This is a genomic window from Streptomyces sp. NPDC088097 (assembly GCF_044741845.1).
Taxonomy (GTDB): Bacteria; Actinomycetota; Actinomycetes; order Streptomycetales; family Streptomycetaceae; genus Streptomyces.
On the sequence record NZ_JBIUTJ010000022.1, the window covers coordinates 30,900 to 47,153 of the forward strand.

Below are 16,254 nucleotides of genomic sequence, written 5' to 3' on the forward strand. Positions count from 1 at the left end.
GGGTGTCCGCCCGGGCGGGCATCCCAGACGCCCGAAGACGTCGATGCCCATGAAAGACGAACGACAAAGAAGGGGGCCTCATGTGTAAGCCGGAATGGCGGCGTGCACGCGTCCAGGCGCAGCGCCTGGACGATCTCGCGCGGCTGCGCCGCGTCCGCGACCGGATCGACCGGGAGTATGCACAACCGCTGAACGTGGAGGCGCTCGCCCACGACGCGCACATGTCCGCCGGGCACCTGAGTCGCCAGTTCCGGGCAGGCTACGGCGAGTCGCCGTACGCGTATCTGATGACGCGTCGCATCGAGCGGGCGGCGGCGCTGCTGCGGCGGGGCGACCTCGGCGTCACCGAGGTCTGCTTCGCGGTCGGGTGCGCGTCGCTCGGTACGTTCACCACCCGTTTCACCGAGCTGGTCGGCATGTCGCCCGGAGCCTTCCGGCGCCAAGCGGCGGCTGCGGCACATGACGCTGCCGATGCCGTACCCGCGGGCCATGCCTCGGGTGCGGCCCACGAGCCGGGCTCGGCGATCACGGTGGTGGGGATGCCGGCGTGCGTGGCGAAGCAGGTCGCGAGACCGGTCAGGAATCGAGAAGCCCCGGCCGGCACCCAACCCCTAGCGTGATGGTCATGGCAACCACCGCTTCCACCGCAGCCCACCTGTCCCTCGCGTCCGTCACCCTTGAGGTGGCCGACCCCGAGGCGGCCCACCGCTTCTACACCGCCTTCGGCGTGGACACGTACGTCCACCTGCGGGCGTCCGAGGCCCACACCACCGGATTCCGCGGCTTCACCCTGGGGCTCACGGTGTCCGGCCCGGCCACCGTCGACGGCTTCGTCGCCGCCGCCGTGGACGCCGGCGCCACGGTCCTGAAGCCCGCCGCGAAGTCGCTGTGGGGCTACAGCGGCGTCGTCCAGGCCCCCGACGGCACGATCTGGAAGATCGCGACCTCGGCGAAGAAGGACACCGGCCCCGACACCCGCGAGATCGACGAGGTCGTCCTGCTGCTCGGCGTCGAGGCCGTGAAGGCCACCAAGCAGTTCTACATCGACCGGGGCCTGACCGTGGCCAAGAGCTTCGGCGGCAAGTACGCCGAGTTCGCCCCCGGTGCGGCCGGCCGCGTCAAGCTGGCGCTGTACAAGCGCCGCGCCTTGGCCAAGGACCTCGGCGTCCCCATCGACGGCAGCGGCTCGCACCGCATCCTCCTCGGCAGCACCGCCGAGACCTTCACCGACCCGGACGGCTTCGCCTGGGAGGCCGCCGCGTAGCTCGCCGTACGCCCTGCCGACTCCCGACCCTGCACTCCCGCCCCGCCCCACCCCGCCCCGCCTGTCCCTGTCCTGCACGACCTGTACGAGAGGAAACCTGCCATGCCGTCCACGCAGTCGCCCGCCGAGAACTCCGGCACCACCACCGAGAAGTACGACGGATTCACCGCCGACGAGCGGGCCGCGATGAAGGATCACGCACGCGAGCAGAAGCAGACGGCGGCGCGGCGCGGTGCGTCCCAGGCGGAGAAGGAGGCGGCCGCGGAGCAGGACGTGCTCGCGAAGATCGCCGAGATGCCGGAGGCGGACCGGGTCCTCGCCGAGCGGATCCACGAGATCGTCAAGACCGCCGCTCCGGGCCTTGCGCCCAAGCTCTGGTACGGGATGCCCGCGTACGCCAGGGACGGCAAGGTCGTCTGCCACTTCCAGAGCGCGGAGAAGTTCAAGTCGAGGTACGCCACCCTCGGCTTCAGCGACCAGGCGGCACTCGACGACGGCGCCATGTGGCCGATCGCCTACGCGCTGAAGGAGCTGACCGCGGCCGACGAACAGCTCATCAGCGCCCTCGTGAAGAAGGCAGTGGCCTGAGCCGACCGGGGGCGGGACCGGCGGCGGCAGCTGCGAGACGAGCTCTGACCAGGTTGGTCTCGGCGCACTCGTGCACTCGCGCCGGCCGGCCAGATCCCGCAGCTCACTGCGGTGCCGGCTCGCGGCGCGCAAGGTGAAATCGTAGAACCATGGCTCAGTGGCAGCGGCAGGCCGGGCAACCGCGGACGCCGCAGGTGCCGGCCGCCGCCGTGGACGGGCAGGGTGAACGTCTCCGGCTCGGGGCACCCGCACCTCACGGAGCCCCGGGTGGTCGTCGACCACCGGCACCGCGTCCGGGGGCTGATCCCGGGGACCGGGTCGAGGTCACAGCAATCGGTCGACCAGCCCGTCGATGTAGTCCGGGGTGAGCGGGACCATGCCGAACAAGACGCGGATGTACATCGGCGCCAGGACGTGGTCCAGCACGCCGAACGCGTCGGGTGCGTCCTCGCCACGTTCGCGGGCGCGATCGAGCATGGACTGCAGTTGCCGCATCCGTTCGGCGCGGAGGTCGTCACCCGCCTGCAAGCCCTGCTGACCTGTGCTCGACAGGGCGACGGCCAGGCGCACCACCGCCAGACCGTCGGGTCCGGTGATCTCGCGGGCCACGTTGGCCGCGTAAGTGCGCAGGTCGCCGGCCAGGCTCCCGGTGTCGGGCATCGGCGACTGCGCGTTGAGGCGGGTGAGCGTCACGTCGGTGAGCAGGGTTTCCAGACTTCCCCACCGGCGGTAGATGCTGCTGTCGGCTACGCCCGCGCGGGCAGCCACCTCGCCGACGGTGAAGTTGCCGTAGCCGCGCTCGCTGATCAGGTCGGTGACGGCCTGGTGCACCTCCGCGCCGACGCGGGCGCTGCGCCCGCCGGGCCGCCGGGCTCGCTGTCGCTCGTTCATGCCCCTATCTTAACGCAGTTATCGCTTGCTTTTGCGTGGGACCCTCCCTACAGTCGCCTAACGCAGTCAGTGACTGCTTTAGAACGCTCAGGTGTATCGCCACCCGCCTCAACCCCGGCCGGGCGAACCAACGATGGAGAGGAATCCCCATGGCCGCATCGCACGCGGCGGTCGTAGGCAGTCGGTCAAACCGGGCCGTGCTGCTCACGGTGACCTGCCTAGGTCAACTCATGGTCCTGCTCGACAACACGATTGTCGGAGCGGCGCTGCCCGATATGCAGCACCGGCTGAACACTCAGTTGACCGGTCTGCAATGGATCGTCGACGCGTACGTCCTGCTGGTCGCCATGCTGCTGCTGTCCGGCGGTGTCTTCGCCGACCGGTTCGGTCGCAAGCGCGTGTACCTGACCGGCGTGGCGGTGTTCACCGTCGCCTCGGTGCTGTGCAGCCTCGCGCCCTCGGTCGGCTGGCTGGTCGCCGGCCGGGCGCTGCAGGGCATCGGGGCGGCGGCGCTGAGCCCAGCCTCGCTCGCCCTGCTCGTCGCCGCCTATCCCGTGCCGCAAGAACGAATCAAGGCGATCGGGCTGTGGGCCGGAGTCAGCGGAATCGGTCTGGCCGCGGGCCCCGTGGCCGGCGGCGTGCTGACAGATGTCTTCGGCTGGCCCGCCATCTTCCTGGTCAATCTGCCCATCGGCGTGGTCCTTCTGCTGGTCGGTCTGCGCAGCCTTGACGAGTCCCGCAATCAGAGCGCCCCCGCGATCGATGTCCCGGGGACGGTGCTGTCCGTCCTGGGGGTGGGGGCGCTGACCTACGGGCTGATCGAGGGTGGTGCCCGCGGCTGGACGGCGCCGGTGATCCTGGGCAGCTTCACCGCCGCGGTGCTCCTCCTCGCCGCCTTCGTCGCCGTCGAGGCGCGTCGTTCCGCGCCGCTGCTGCCGCTGCGGCTGTTCCGGCAGCGCCTGTTCACCGTGTCCAACACCGCCATGGTCGTGGTGGGGTTCGCGCTCATGGGTTCTTCGTTCTTCTTCTCCCAGTTCTTCGTGTACGTCCAAGGCAGCTCCATCCTGCGCGCGGGCCTTCAGACCCTGCCGGTATCCCTCGCCATGGTGATCGTCAGCCCGTACGCGGGCCGGCTCGCCGCCCGGTACGGCTTCCGCATCGTGGTGACCACCGGCCTGGCCCTGGCCGGCCTGGGACTGCTGGCGCTCGGCATGGTGCACGCCGACACCGGCTACGGGAACGTGTGGTGGCGGCTGGGAGCGATCGGCATCGGCTTCGCACTGACCATGTCCCCCCTGACGGGAGCCGCCATGCAAGCAGTCAGCCCGCAGGAAGGCGGCCTCGCCTCAGGCATCAGCAGCACCACCCGGCAGATCGGCGCGGTACTCGGCGTGGCGCTCCTCGGAGCCATCGTCCGCTCCCGGCAGTCCGGCGGCGCCTCCTTCGAGACCGGCCTCAACAGCGCCTTCGTCGCGGCCGGCGTCATCACCTTGGCCACCGCCGTGATCACCGGCCTGTGGCTGGCCGGCTCCAAGCCCGCGGAAGGCTCCGCGGCGCCGCAACGTTCCACCGATCCAGGTGCGGTCACCACCTTGAAAGAGGCATCCGTGAACCGGCGTTGACGACAACAACGGCCGCCTCGGCCCCCAACCGAGTCGATGCGGGCAGGCACGGCCGCCGAGGACTCCGTGCGCGACGGTGGGCAGCGAGAGCGGCCACCGTCGCCGGGGAGCCGTGCAGCATGCTGCTCGGGCCGGCCCTTGAATCCCGCCGCGATCCACCCTCGCGGGACTCCACCCCGCCGCCATCCGCACCTGGTCAGCCAGATGACCCGAAGGGAACGGCCTGGTATCCACTCGCCCAGCACCCCCGGTTAAGCTGCCGAGCGAACGCGCATCACCACGGGGGATTCCACTTGAGTGACGACAAACTGCCCGAGCCGTCCCAGCTACCGCTGACTTCTGACGAGCTGAAGAAACACAACTCTCCCTGGGCCGGGGGCCTGACCAAGGCTCCGCCCGCGGACAGCTACCACGACCCGCTCGTCCCTGTTCCCCTTCAGCAGACCCCTTTCCAAGAGCCGTACCCGTTCCTCAAACCGGCCCCCAAGGCCGGGCCGCACCAGGACGGCGACGTCCTGAGGATCGAGCCATCCATCCTCACCAAGGCCGCCGGCAGCGCGGACGAGATCCACACCGCCTTCACCCAGCCGGCCGCCGCACTCGAAGGACCCGCGCAGGCGGCGGCCTCTGCCATGGGCGGTTGGGAGACGGCCTTCGCCCTGCGGGCCGCCCACAAGCAGTGGGAGACACAGGCCGGCACGGTGGCGGGGTGGCTGGCGCAGATCGCGGAAAGCCTCCGGGTCGGGGCGCGGGACTATACGAAGACGGACCACGAGATCGAAGAGGCGTTCCGGGGGATCAAGCCCCGCAAGTCGCTGTTGGAGGGGCTCTGATGGCCTCGTTCTACCGGGAGATCCTGGACACCGACCTTGGGCCGCTACGGAAGCTCGCGGACCAGTGGCGCACCTCGCACGAGGCGATAGCCAAGCTCGGCAAGCGGGTCCACGGCGAGATGCTCCAGCCGCTGCGGGACAAGGGCTACTGGGAGGGCGCGGCGGCCCCGTACGCCTGGCGGATGATCGACGACATCGAGCGCCGGCTCGACGACGCCACCAAGGTCGCGGCAGCCGTGATCGGTGTCCTCGACGACGCCTTGGGGGAGCTTGAGAGCGTGAAGACCGACCTTGAGGGCGCGGTCCGGCGCGCCGGTGAGCGGGGCCTGCACATCGATTCCGGCGGCACCGTGTCGGCGTCCGTGATCCACGGCGTATGCAAGGTCATCGAGCAGGGGTCCGAGGACGCGAAGGCGATCGAGGCGGCCCGGCGGGAGATCCTGGAGATCGTCAAGCGCGGGATAGCCGCCGATCAGAACCTGTCGTTCAGCCTGATGTCGGACATCGGCGTCGACGAGTGGTTCAACGCCAAGCCCCAGCACCAGAACATCGACTCCACCAACACGATCGGCTACGAGGAGTACAACGAGCTCAACCGCGCCATCCAGGGCAAGTCCCCGTACCAGTTGCCCAACAGCGACGACCCGTACGACCTGGGCTTCGGATGGCTGCTCGGCGAGGGCCCGCGCGACCGGCAGTACGAGGCCGGGGACACGATGACCGAGCTCATACGACAGAGCGAGAGCATGACGAAGCTCCGGGCGGACACCCTCGACGAGTGGCGCAAGGAGGGCAACGCGTCGGGCACGGTCCACTACTCGATCTCCGAAGGCGGCAAGATCGGCGCGCTCCAGAAGCTGATCACGACGGACATCCCCGCCATTGTCACCGGGGACCCGAGGCACCTCGGCGAGGCCTTCGCCGGCTCCTACTCCCTCGACTACGACGTGCGGGGGCAGGACCCCGACGGCTCCCTGGTCGTGCAGTACAAGTTGAAGAACGCCACCAGCAATGAGTCGTTCCTGCACTTCATCGGCTACTACGACTGGCTCAAGAGCACGAACCGGGACGAGGGCGTCCTCTCCACCGTCCGCCAGGAGATCACCTGGACCGAACGCATTCCGGCCGGAGCGAAGTAACCCCATGATCCGCCCCCTGCGCACGCTCACGACGGCCGCCGCCCTCTCCCTGCTGACGTTCCAGCTCACCGGGTGCGGCGCCTCCAGCACGTTCGAACGCTGCATCCCGCCCGAGGCCACGGCCGCGGGCGGCAGCGAACTCGCCGGCACCTACCGGGGCAAACACGACGCCGACGGCGTCAGCCTCACCCTCTCGCTCACCCCCGGCCACAACGGAGGCGACCTCACGGTGGAGAACTGGCCCACCGGTGACTACTACCGGGCGGAGTTGGGCGCCACCTTCAAGGGCTCGGGCACCTGGGAAATCGACACCCCCTCGAACCCCAAGGACCATCCCCTGGTCCACCTCTACTTCACCCAGCCGCACGACTGGTTGTCGGGAGACACGGTCGACCGTCTGTCCGTCGCCATGGACTCCACCGGGACGGTCCTCTACGAGAACTCCGACCCGGACACGTGCCCGGACTTCCGCCTGGACCTCACCAAGACGAGCTGACACCTCGAACGGGTTCCGGTGCAGACGGTCGGGCGACAGGTGGGGCTCCGAGCGGCAGCGCGCCGAAGCCGCGGTGGGCGGAAGCCGCCGCCCTACGCGACACGTTGAGGTCGGCCGGCCCCGTACCCACTTCACGTCGTCCCTGGCGAAGGCCTCCACGCGTCTCGTTCACTTCAGGCCTGAAAGAGACCGCGAGCCGTACGTCCTCGTCGGGGTCGACGGCGGGCCGCTCCACGAGATCGGTGGGGAGCGACGGTTCTCGGCGAGGGCCGCTCAGGTGCGCCCGCGGGCCGAAGCGACGGCGCGAGGTGGGGCGAGTCCAGCAGGGGCGCCCGTACGGAAGGGGCCCGGTCGTCGAGCGAGCGGGCGAACGCGGCGTCCGGCAACGGCGCGACGCTCGTACGCAGGTCGTGTCACTCAGGTCCGTCGGCGGCGGCCGGGTGCCCGGCACCACGCCTTCCGCGGAGAGCGTCCGCTGGGCGACGGACCCCACCCCCGCCCAGGTACGCACCCCGACGCCCGCACGGCGCTCGGCAACGCGATCCGCCACTTTTGGGGGGCGTGTCGTACTGCCAGTGGGTTGACCTGGGTCAGCCTGCCAGTCGGGCGAGGGCCAGTGTGTGCGCGTGGTCGAGGGAGTCGGCGGCGGGGCAGGGGACGTCCGGCTGCACACCGATTCCCTCCCAGTTGGTGCCGGAGACGGGGTTGATGGCACGGCCCGTAGGGATGCCGGCCTCCAAATGCGGGTGCACCGTCCAGCCCTCCCGCGGGTGTGCGCCGCCGCGGGTGCGCTCGCCGACGACGATGGCGCGGCCGAGCTGCTGCAGGTCGTACGCCAGCTCCTCGGCGGCGGAGAAGGTGGTGTCGCTGGTCAGCACGTACAACGGCTTGCTGCCGCCGAAGCGGGCGCCGGGGACGTGCGGCAGGCTCCAGGACTGCTCGCTGCGCTCGCCGTCGCGCCAGTACATGGTGTTGAGGTGGGTGCGCTTGTCCAGGAGGTAGCTGCAGACGAAGGCGACCGTGTCCGGGTCGCCGCCACGGTTGGAGCGAAGGTCCACGATCAGCGCCTGGGCGCGGGAGGCCACGGTGAGTGCGGCGCTCAGCGCTTCGGCGGCCCATTCCAGTGGGAACAGCATCGGTGCCAGCTCCAGTACGGCCACCCCTCCGTCGAGGAGTTCCACCCGGGGCGCACCGCCCAGCGAGGCGTCGAATTCCCGGCGTATGGACTCCAGGACGGCCGCCCCCTTCTTGGGAGGCACCGGGTCGGCGTGGTGCTTCAGGCTCAGGTGCCGGTCACCGTTGACCGACTGCAGGTCCGCGGTGACCAATTGGGCGAGTTCCTCGGCGCCGTCGACGTCATAGGCGCCCTCGGTGAGGCGTCGTTGCAGGAGGCCGGCGAGCTGCTCGCCTATCTCGGGGAACACATAGTGCTCGGTCACGAGCCGGGCCGTCTCGTCGATGACCTGGGCCGGCCGAAGCTTCGTAGGAGTCGTCATGGCGGGGAGTAGAACACCGGCCTTGTGAAAGCGTCAAGCAAGTTAGACACTTTCGGCATGTGCGACCAGCCTCCCTACTCGCCGCCTCCTGAGGATGTCCTGGAGATCGGTGCGCCCGAGCAGTTCGCGGCGCTCTCCCACCCCTTGCGCCAGCGGTTGCTCTTCGCGCTGGGTCAACGGCCTGCCACCATCAGCCGGCTCGCGGCTCAGCTCGACGCGAAGAAGGGCAACGTGGCCCACCACCTCAAAGTGCTCCGCGAGGCCGGGCTGGTCTACATCGCCGAGACCCGCCAGGTCCGCGGCGGCACCGAGCAGTACCACCAGCGCACGGCCCGCCACATGGTCGTCGCCGAACCCCAAGCGGCAGGCACCACCGCGATGCTCGCCGCGGTCGCCCACGAGCTGGACCGCTCGCCGACCGAGACCCACCTGACACTGCGCCACCTACGTCTCAGCCCCGCGAAGGCAAGAGAACTCGGCGAGGCCCTCGCCAAGCTGGTCGACGGGGCCGAGGAAGACGCGGAGGACCAGCCCGTGCACGGCGTGCTGGTAGCGCTCTATGAGCAGGCTCCGCCGACCAGCACCACCGATTCCGCCTAGCGGTGCTTGTCTCCCGAGACAGCACGTCCAGCTGACTCGATACGACTTGCACCCTCGACATCCAACCCGGTGTCTGGAGAAAGGGTGCGTTTCGGCGGCGAGGGTCCGCATACCGGTCCCGTCTTGGCTCCGCGCGGGGACCTCGGCACCATGGGCGCATGATGCACAGTGATGACAAGCACAACGACTCGCCGGCGATTGTCCTGCTCAAGGAGTTGGGAGCCGAGACCACCAAGCACTCCGGCGGTACGCTCCTGACCCACCTGTTGCGCGTTGAGGCGCTGCTCGCCGCGTGGGGCGCACGGCCCGCACTACAGACCGCGGCCCTCTGCCACGCCTTCTACGGCACCGACGGGCTGCCCTTGATCCTCCTGGAACTCTCCGAGCGCGCCCGCCTCGCGGAGGCGATCGGTACGGAGGCCGAGGAGCTCGTCTACTTCTACGCGAGCTGCGACCGAAAGGCCTCCTACCCCAGTCTCGCCGCCCAGGACGAGGCATCAGTGACCTTCCGGGACCGCTTCACCGGGGAGGAGTTCACCCCGTCCCTGCGGCAGCGTTGCGACTTTGCCGAGCTCACGGTGGCCAACGAGTTGGACCTGGCCAAGGTGAACGCGTCGTTCCGTGAGCGGAACGGAGCGCACCTGCTGGAACTCTTCACGCGCTGGACGCCCCTCCTGTCGGAGGCGACGCGCCGAGAAGTGACCACCGTCCTCGGCTGAGCCGTGCGGGAAGCCCAGGTTTCGTGATGAGCGTGGCCATGATCTTGCCCTTTGTTGTCCGCTGTCGTTCTCGGGGCGCAGGCACGCTTCAGGCCGCGACGGCTGCGACTTGGGTCGCATGCGATTGCGACCCGGGGCGGATGTGGCATCGCGTGTCCCGTACCGAGGATGGCCGGGTGACCGAGATCATCGCGGGACTGTACATGTCCGCTCCGGAAATTCTTGCCTTGCTGGGTGGCGTCGCACTGGTGGTGGCGCGCTGGCTTCCGCCCGCTGCCCGCCCACGCGTCACGATCGCGGCGGGGGCGGCTCTCGTCCTGTCCGCGATCGTGCTGAGTGTGGTGGGGATCCGCTGGCAGATGCTGCCGATACTGGCAGGCGCTGCCGTCGCGTTGCCGTTCGCGTTGTCTCCCCTGCTGCGACGGCGTAGCGGCCGGCCGACGTGGCGCGCCCGATGGTGGCTGGCCTTGCCGGGTTCAGTGGCGTGCGTCGGCCTGATTGCCACGGGTCCGGTGGCCGCATGGGCCTTTCCCGTACCCGTGTTCCCCGAGCCGTCCGGCCGTTTCGCGGTCGGCACCCGTGTGGTGCAGTGGACCGACGACGCCCGCCCCGAGAGCTTCACCGCCGATCCGCACGACCGGCGCACGGTCGTGGTCCAGCTCTGGTATCCCGCGCAGAAGAGCCCCGCAGGCGCGCAACGGGCCCAGTACCTCGGACGCACGGAGCAGGAGGCGCGCACCGTTTCCGACGCCCTCGCCCGCCAGGTCGGCTTGCCCGGCTTCCTCGTCGACGGCGTCCCGCGTGCCCACTCCCGTTCGGTCTTCGACGCCGCGGTGGCCGGTGGGGGCGAACGGTTCCCGGTCGTGCTGTTCTCTCCCGGGTCGGGCGGAGTGCGTACGCAGAACACCGCCTGGGCGGAGGAACTGGCCGGCCACGGCTACGTGGTCGCCGCCCTGGACCACCCGTACGACTCCGCCGCCGTCGTCCTCGACGACGGCCGAACGATCCACACCGAGACCACCTCCACCGGAGACCGGGACAAGGACGACAGGCTGGCCGTGGACTGGACGGCTGTCCGGGCCGCCGACCTCGGCTTCGTCCTCACCCAACTGGATCATCTGGACCGGGGTGAGATCGCCGGCCCGCTGACCGGACGCCTGGACACCGGTCGGGTCGCGGTCACCGGCCACTCCATGGGGGGCGCCGCCGCTCTGCAAGCAGCCCGGCAGGACCGCCGGTTCGACGCCGTCATCGATCTGGACGGCTACCCCCACGGCCCCACGTCCCCCTCCCTCCACCAGCCGACGCTCGCGCTCACGCAGGCCATCACTCCCGCAACCGATCCGGACTACATACCCCGCCTCACGGAGGGCCTCAAGGCCAACACGGCGACGAGCTACCGGCTCACCATCCCCGGCGCCGCACACCTCACCTTCATGGACGGCCCCCTGTACCTGCCGCCCGTGCCCTCGATAGTGGGATCGCTGGGCCGCACCGAGAGCCCGCGCGTCGTCGCGGCAACCACTCTCGCCTTCCTGGACACCACCCTGCGCCACACACCCGGTGACCTGGCCGGCCTTTTGTCGGCCTACGGCGACCTCGGCGTCTACCACCCGAACAACAGCGGGTGATCAGCTGCGTCACGGCAGCCGATCGCACGGCCTGGCAACGCGATCCCGGGCCGGACCCTTGGCCGACCCGATCGCCGCCCGGCACCTCCGCGACACCGGCGCGCGGGCGTCTCAGTCAGCGGGACGGCCCATGAATCCCCGTGCGGCCAGGGGCGGGAGACGGAGGCGGTCGCGGGTGTCTTCGTCGAAGTCGTCCAGAAAGCCGTGCAGGGCGTCGGCGAGGTGGTCCGTACTGTCGGTGGAGAACAGGACGGGCTGGTACCCGGCGACCGGGTAGGGACGGGTGACGAGATCGCTGATGTCCCAGGGACGGATGTCGGCCTGCTGGAAACGCCGCAACTCACCGTACGAGGACAACAGGGCCGCCCCGCACGCCTTGGGCACCCCTGATTCGCGTACGACGCCGTACTCCAGGCTGAACCAGTAGACGCGACTGATCAGGTCGAGGGCATCGGGGGACGACACCCGCGCCGCTGCCCGGCCGACGGCGCGGTAGAGGTCGGCGAACCCGGGGTCCACCAGGTGGGTGCCGTGGCCGAACACGTCGTGGAGTACGTCGGGCTCCGGGGTGTACAGCGGCAGGCGCGGGTGCCGCACGTACTGCACGGCGTGGAAGTAGCCCTCGGCCATGGCACCCAGGAACCGCTCGTTCGGCACGATTCCGCCCGCGAGCGTGAAGCGGAATCCCGTCAGTTCGTACAACCGGTCTCCGACCTCCGCGTGTTGGGGCACATGGTCGTCCGGGATGGGCGCCCGCCCCCTCGCTTCCTCCACCGCCCGGCACACTCGTCCCTGCCAGGCGCCGGTCAGAGACGAGTGGACGCTGCGCCAGGTGGCGTGCTCGGCGCCGCTGTAAGAGATGTGTGGGGACGGTGCACCCACCGCATGGCCGACGGCCAACGCCACGATCGCATCGCGTCGTCGCCGGTAGAGGGGATCGCTGAACCCCGGGTGCTCCTCGGCGCAGCCGAGCTGTCCGGTCGCTGTCAGAGGGGTCTGCGTCATCGAATCGGTCATGATGATCTGCTGCCCCGTCGCGACTCACCCGCTCAACCGTTAACCCGGACGAGTGGCAGCCGACAAGCAGGGCTTGAAGTGGTGCCTCCGGTGCGGGGCGCGCGCCCGGGGGGAGGCGGCGATGGCCCGGACCGGGTTCTGGCTGATGGATTCCCTCATGCTGCCGATACCCGCCGGCACCCCGCGTACGGTGGTGGTACGACCCGCCGGGAGGAACAGCCCATGAGCGCGCAGCCCGACCACGTACCTGTCCCGCCGTCCGCGCCCGCCCCGGGAGCTCCGGCCGAGCTCCTCGACCGGCTGCGTGCCGACCGGCGGGCCGGGCAGTGGGTGCCGGCCTTCGAGCGGGAGTGGGCGGCCGCCCTGGAGGAGTCCCGCCGGTCCTTCTCCCTCGGCGGCCTGTACGCGGTTGTCCAGGACTGGCAGGGCCGGCTTGCCCACGCCCCGGCCGTCGACGCGTTCGCCGCCTCCGGCTACGACGACAGCGAGAGCATCGACGTGGCGGAGCTGCGGGGAAGGCGCCGGTGAGCGGACAGCCGTACGCGGTCCGCTTCTCCGCTCCGGCCGCGAAGATCCTCGACACCCTGCCCGAGCATGCCGAGGACACCGTGTGGCACGTCCTGGACGCCGCCGCGGCCGACCCGTGGGGCTTCGGGCAGTTCAACGCCGACGACCCCGAGGGTGAGGACGTACGGTATGCCTCCGTCGGCCGGCTGTCCCTCACCTACTGGGTGAACAGGCCGCGCCGGCGCGTGACCGTCCTGAACATCGTCTGGCTCGGATAGCCACCGTGGAAACCGCGGGAGTCAGCCGCCCGGGGGTGCTTTCCCGGGCCTACCCGTCACGGCCCCGGCTCTGGATGATGAGGGGCCGTTGAGAGGGAGGTCGGTGGCTCGAACAGTGCCCCGGCGGTTTCGGCGGCCGTCTCGCGCAGCCAGGCGTGGGCGCGGTCGTCGTCGTAGCGCTGGTGCCACAGCAGGTACAGGGGGACGTCGGGCAACGGAAGCGGCAGGGGCAGCGTGACCAGACCGAGCTGGTCCCGGGCCGCGCGGGTGACGGCGTCCGGAAGGGTGACGACCAGGTCGGTGCCGAGCGCGAGTTGCAGAGCGAAGGCGGAGGTGGGCCCGGCGGCGATGACACGGCGTTCGGTGCCGCGCGTCGTCAGGGCGTCATCGATCTGGTCGTGCAGGCGTCCGCGCCGCGAGACGGTGAGGTGTTCGGCGGCCGCGTAGCGCTGGAGGCTCAGCGGGCCATCGGTGAGCGGGTGGCCCGGGCGTACCGCGACCACCAGCCGGTCCCTGCCGACGAGGCGGTGGCGGATGTCGGGGAGCGCCGGTCGGCTGGAACTCGATTCGAGGTCGACCTCACCCCGGCGCAGCTCGGGGGTGTCCGTGCCGGATTCGGCGGGCAGGCGCAGCCGGACGCCGGGGGCAACGCGGTGGACGGTGGTGATCAGGGCGGTGCCGCAAGCGGCGATCAGGGCGTCGTGCCAGCGCACGGTGAACACCCTCTCCAGGCCCGCCAGGTCGAGTTCCCGCTGAGCGGACATGAGGTGGTGTGCCTGCTGCACGAGGGCGTGGACCTGTGCGCGCATGGCCAGCGCGCGGGTGGTGGGGACCATGCTGCGGCCGGTCCGGACCAGGATCTGGTCACCGGTGGCCTTGCGGATGCGGCCCAGGGAGCGGCTCATCGCCGGTGCGGTGACGTGGAGGCGGGCTGCGGCACCGGCGACACTGCCCTCTTCCAGCAGGGCGTCCAGGGCTGTGAGCAGATTCAAATCCAGTTGCATGAGAGTCAGTCTACGAGTGAATAGCATGCAGTTGGTGTTAGTTGGCAAGGCGCCTGCCTTCGGAGTGCGGGTGCGGGACGAGCCGCCTCGCACCGACCGAGCCGAGGGAAGTCCGCCATGAGCACAGCCATGCCTTTCGACGTCGACACGACGCTCATGTCCGACGTGACCGCCGCCGTGAAGACCGCCGGCCTCACGCTCCTCGACCGCTACACCCCCACGCCCGGGGAGTCGGCCTCGACGAGATCGCCCGTCCGGGAGCGGGGTGGGCCGAGGACGAGCCGGCCGGTGGCGCGCTCCCGCCGGGGGAGTGGTGGGTCATCGACCCTGCCGAGGGCAACATCAACCACGTCCACGGCATGGGAGTGGGCCGTGACTGCCACGTTGGTCCGCGACAACCAGCCGGTGCTCACCGTGGTCCACCTGCCGAGGACGAGCAGACCTTCCGGCGGATCGGCGACTGCGTCACCGCCATGCTCATCAACGGCCTGGTCGTGCGGGTGTCCGTTCCCGCCACGATGCAGCTCATCCACACCGCCGCCCTCAAGGTCCTGTCGCCGACCACCTGACCGCGAAGCGGCCCGCGCATCCTGGGTGCCGGCCGCATCGGCACCAACCTCGCCGGCACGTTCGCCGCCACCGGACACCACGTCATCCTCGGCCGCCGCAGCCCGATGGAAGGCACCGCGAAAGCATGGGCCCCCGCGTCTCCTTCGCCGACGAGCGCACCACCGCCCGCACCGCGGACATCGTGATCAACGCCATCGGGGGGCACCCCCGTCATGGACGGGGTGCCCACGGGCCGGTGGCCGTGCGGGGTGATCAGGGGAGAGGCGGATGGAGGCGGGCGGCGAAGACGATGATGTCGTCGTCGGGTTCCTCCGCGAACGTCTCCAGCAATGTCCCGCACAGGGCTTCGGGTTCGTGTGGTCCGCCCGCGGCGGTGGCGCTGAGGAGCTCCAGGCGTGCGTCGAGGTTGCTGCGGCGGGTTTCGATGAGTCCGTCCGTGACCATCAGGAGCCGGGTGCCGGGTTCGATGGGGTGGCTGACAGCGGGTGGGTGGGGCAGACCGACGCCCAGGAGTGGGCCGTGTTCGTGCAGGTAACGGGGCGGTCCGTTCGGCGGGAGGAGCAAGGGCGGCAGGTGCCCGGCGTTGGCGATGTGCAGGCGTGCGTTGCCCGGTTCGACCAGGGCGATGCACAGGGTCGTGGTCCATCCGGGTTGGTGCAGGCGCAGCAGGTGGTCGAGGTGCTCCAGCAGGACGTGCGGCGGGTGGCCTTGGGCCGCGTAGGCGCGTAGGGCGAGGCGGAGTTGGCCCATGACCACGGCTGCCTGAAGTGAGTGGCCCACGACGTCGCCGACGGCCAGGAGCAGGCCGTGGGGAGTGTCGACGGCTTCGTAGAAGTCGCCGCCGATCTCGGCCGTGGTGGCGGCGGGCAGATACCGTACGGCGAGTTCCACGCCGGGACTCTCGGGCAGTCCGGCCGGCAGGAAGGCGCGCTGGAGGGTCAGGGCGCGTTCGTGTTCCTCGCTGAATCGTGCCACGACGTCTTTGTGCTCGACCGTCAGTTCCGCGTACAGGGCCATGACGCCCGCGTTGGTTTCGGTGAGTTCCTCGTTGAGTCGTTCCAGCTCGTCGCGTTGGTTGTGGGCCTCTTCCAGCGAGGCGATCAGGTCCCGGGTCTGAGCCTGCAGGTCGTCGATCGCGCTCGCGGGAGCGTCGGTCTCCAGCAGGGTTCGGACCTGGTCCAGGTCCAGGCGGGCGGCCAATTCGGGGATGAGGCAGACGATGTCGATCCGGCCGCCACGGGAGCCGTTCGAGGAGGTCGCGGAACGGTCGCCGCCCGCCTGGTAGCGGGTCTGCGGCAGGAGCCGAGTGACCGCGGTCAAAGACTCCTCGGCCGGCGCTCTGTCGTCGCGCCATCGCAGGGAGGCCTTGAGGGCGGCCGGTTCACGCTGCACGTCGAACGTGACCGTCATGGGTGCGGGACGCAGGAGATCGCGGCCCAGCTCGCTCAGTGCCGTGGCCAGGCGGACCTGGTCGCGGTTGTCGAGGCCGACGGCCTGGGCGACGGTCTTGGCGCGCCGGCGCAGGTCGAAGACATGCTGCTCGGTGGTGACGGCGGCGGTCAGGACCGGAGCGTGGTCGCGGACACGGGGGGCGGGCAC

18 protein-coding genes and 1 pseudogene are annotated in these 16,254 nt (G+C 70.3%); 14 read left to right on the forward strand and 5 right to left on the reverse strand.

What is annotated here, in order from left to right; all coding sequences use genetic code 11:
• The first annotated feature begins 80 nt into the window (after positions 1-80).
• From ACIOD1_RS33450 to ACIOD1_RS33460, 3 genes are all read left to right on the forward strand, one after another.
• Complete coding sequence (locus tag ACIOD1_RS33450) at positions 81-620, forward strand: helix-turn-helix transcriptional regulator (RefSeq protein ID WP_401906825.1); 540 nt, start codon at positions 81-83, stop codon at positions 618-620.
• On the forward strand, positions 620-1,264 hold the full coding sequence (locus ACIOD1_RS33455; RefSeq protein ID WP_365627305.1) for a glyoxalase: 645 nt from the start codon (positions 620-622) through the stop codon (positions 1,262-1,264). The genes ACIOD1_RS33450 and ACIOD1_RS33455 overlap by 1 nt, the downstream gene beginning before the upstream one ends.
• 102 nt (positions 1,265-1,366) lie before the next feature.
• Positions 1,367-1,852 (forward strand): DUF1801 domain-containing protein, encoded by a 486-nt coding sequence (locus tag ACIOD1_RS33460; RefSeq protein ID WP_365627308.1) that lies wholly within the window; start codon positions 1,367-1,369, stop codon positions 1,850-1,852.
• Between the two features lie 324 nt (positions 1,853-2,176).
• Here ACIOD1_RS33460 and ACIOD1_RS33465 read toward each other — a convergent pair whose 3' ends face one another.
• A complete protein-coding gene (locus ACIOD1_RS33465; RefSeq protein ID WP_365627311.1) occupies positions 2,177-2,743 on the reverse strand; it encodes a TetR/AcrR family transcriptional regulator in 567 nt (188 codons plus the stop codon).
• A 149-nt stretch (positions 2,744-2,892) separates the two neighbouring features.
• Between ACIOD1_RS33465 and ACIOD1_RS33470 the strand changes: the two genes are divergently transcribed.
• The 4 genes from ACIOD1_RS33470 (at position 2,893) to ACIOD1_RS33485 (ending at position 6,833) form a co-directional block, all read left to right on the forward strand.
• A complete protein-coding gene (locus ACIOD1_RS33470; RefSeq protein ID WP_401906829.1) occupies positions 2,893-4,365 on the forward strand; it encodes an MFS transporter in 1,473 nt (490 codons plus the stop codon).
• 293 nt (positions 4,366-4,658) lie between these two features.
• Positions 4,659-5,198 (forward strand): type VII secretion target, encoded by a 540-nt coding sequence (locus tag ACIOD1_RS33475; protein ID WP_365627316.1) that lies wholly within the window; start codon positions 4,659-4,661, stop codon positions 5,196-5,198.
• Positions 5,198-6,337: a hypothetical protein gene (locus tag ACIOD1_RS33480; protein WP_365627319.1), complete on the forward strand. Its 1,140-nt coding sequence runs from the start codon at positions 5,198-5,200 to the stop codon at positions 6,335-6,337. Before ACIOD1_RS33475 ends, ACIOD1_RS33480 begins: the two co-directional genes overlap by 1 nt.
• 4 nt (positions 6,338-6,341) lie before the next feature.
• Positions 6,342-6,833 (forward strand): hypothetical protein, encoded by a 492-nt coding sequence (locus ACIOD1_RS33485; RefSeq protein WP_365627322.1) that lies wholly within the window; start codon positions 6,342-6,344, stop codon positions 6,831-6,833.
• A 590-nt stretch (positions 6,834-7,423) separates the two neighbouring features.
• Here ACIOD1_RS33485 and ACIOD1_RS33490 read toward each other — a convergent pair.
• Complete coding sequence (locus tag ACIOD1_RS33490; RefSeq protein ID WP_401906834.1) at positions 7,424-8,329, reverse strand: S41 family peptidase; 906 nt, start codon at positions 8,327-8,329, stop codon at positions 7,424-7,426.
• Positions 8,330-8,386: 57 nt separating this feature from the next.
• Between ACIOD1_RS33490 and ACIOD1_RS33495 the strand changes: the two genes are divergently transcribed.
• From ACIOD1_RS33495 to ACIOD1_RS33505, 3 genes are all read left to right on the forward strand, one after another.
• Entirely contained in the window at positions 8,387-8,929 is a 543-nt protein-coding gene (locus tag ACIOD1_RS33495) for an ArsR/SmtB family transcription factor (protein ID WP_401906837.1), read from the forward strand.
• A 158-nt stretch (positions 8,930-9,087) separates the two neighbouring features.
• Positions 9,088-9,648 carry a DUF6817 domain-containing protein gene (locus ACIOD1_RS33500; protein ID WP_365627331.1) on the forward strand — a complete coding sequence of 187 codons (561 nt, stop codon included), beginning with the start codon at positions 9,088-9,090 and terminating at the stop codon, positions 9,646-9,648.
• A 140-nt stretch (positions 9,649-9,788) separates the two neighbouring features.
• Positions 9,789-11,279 (forward strand): dienelactone hydrolase family protein, encoded by a 1,491-nt coding sequence (locus tag ACIOD1_RS33505; protein WP_401906929.1) that lies wholly within the window; start codon positions 9,789-9,791, stop codon positions 11,277-11,279.
• Positions 11,280-11,390: 111 nt separating this feature from the next.
• Here the strand turns inward: ACIOD1_RS33505 and ACIOD1_RS33510 are convergent, their stop codons facing one another.
• Entirely contained in the window at positions 11,391-12,284 is an 894-nt protein-coding gene (locus ACIOD1_RS33510) for a phenylalanine 4-monooxygenase (protein WP_401906840.1), read from the reverse strand.
• A 234-nt stretch (positions 12,285-12,518) separates the two neighbouring features.
• Here ACIOD1_RS33510 and ACIOD1_RS33515 point away from each other — a divergent pair, with 234 nt between their 5' ends.
• Together ACIOD1_RS33515 and ACIOD1_RS33520 are read left to right on the forward strand one after the other, a co-directional pair.
• Positions 12,519-12,824, forward strand: a complete 306-nt coding sequence (locus tag ACIOD1_RS33515; protein WP_365627340.1) for a DUF6247 family protein — start codon at positions 12,519-12,521, stop codon at positions 12,822-12,824.
• Positions 12,821-13,081, forward strand: a complete 261-nt coding sequence (locus ACIOD1_RS33520) for a hypothetical protein (protein WP_401906843.1) — start codon at positions 12,821-12,823, stop codon at positions 13,079-13,081. The genes ACIOD1_RS33515 and ACIOD1_RS33520 overlap by 4 nt, the downstream gene beginning before the upstream one ends.
• Positions 13,082-13,137: 56 nt before the next feature.
• On the opposite strand, the gene ACIOD1_RS33525 is transcribed toward ACIOD1_RS33520, so the two are convergent.
• Positions 13,138-14,085: a LysR substrate-binding domain-containing protein gene (locus ACIOD1_RS33525; RefSeq protein WP_401906845.1), complete on the reverse strand. Its 948-nt coding sequence runs from the start codon at positions 14,083-14,085 to the stop codon at positions 13,138-13,140.
• A 117-nt stretch (positions 14,086-14,202) separates the two neighbouring features.
• On the opposite strand from ACIOD1_RS33525, the pseudogene ACIOD1_RS33530 reads away from it, so the two are divergent.
• Together ACIOD1_RS33530 and ACIOD1_RS33535 are read left to right on the forward strand one after the other, a co-directional pair.
• Positions 14,203-14,636: pseudogene (locus ACIOD1_RS33530) on the forward strand (3'(2'),5'-bisphosphate nucleotidase CysQ); the annotation flags it as partial.
• Positions 14,637-14,690: 54 nt separating this feature from the next.
• Positions 14,691-14,840, forward strand: a complete 150-nt coding sequence (locus ACIOD1_RS33535) for a hypothetical protein (RefSeq protein WP_401906931.1) — start codon at positions 14,691-14,693, stop codon at positions 14,838-14,840.
• 67 nt (positions 14,841-14,907) lie between these two features.
• Here the strand turns inward: ACIOD1_RS33535 and ACIOD1_RS33540 are convergent, their stop codons facing one another.
• Positions 14,908-16,254, reverse strand: a complete 1,347-nt coding sequence (locus ACIOD1_RS33540; RefSeq protein WP_401906847.1) for a PP2C family protein-serine/threonine phosphatase — start codon at positions 16,252-16,254, stop codon at positions 14,908-14,910.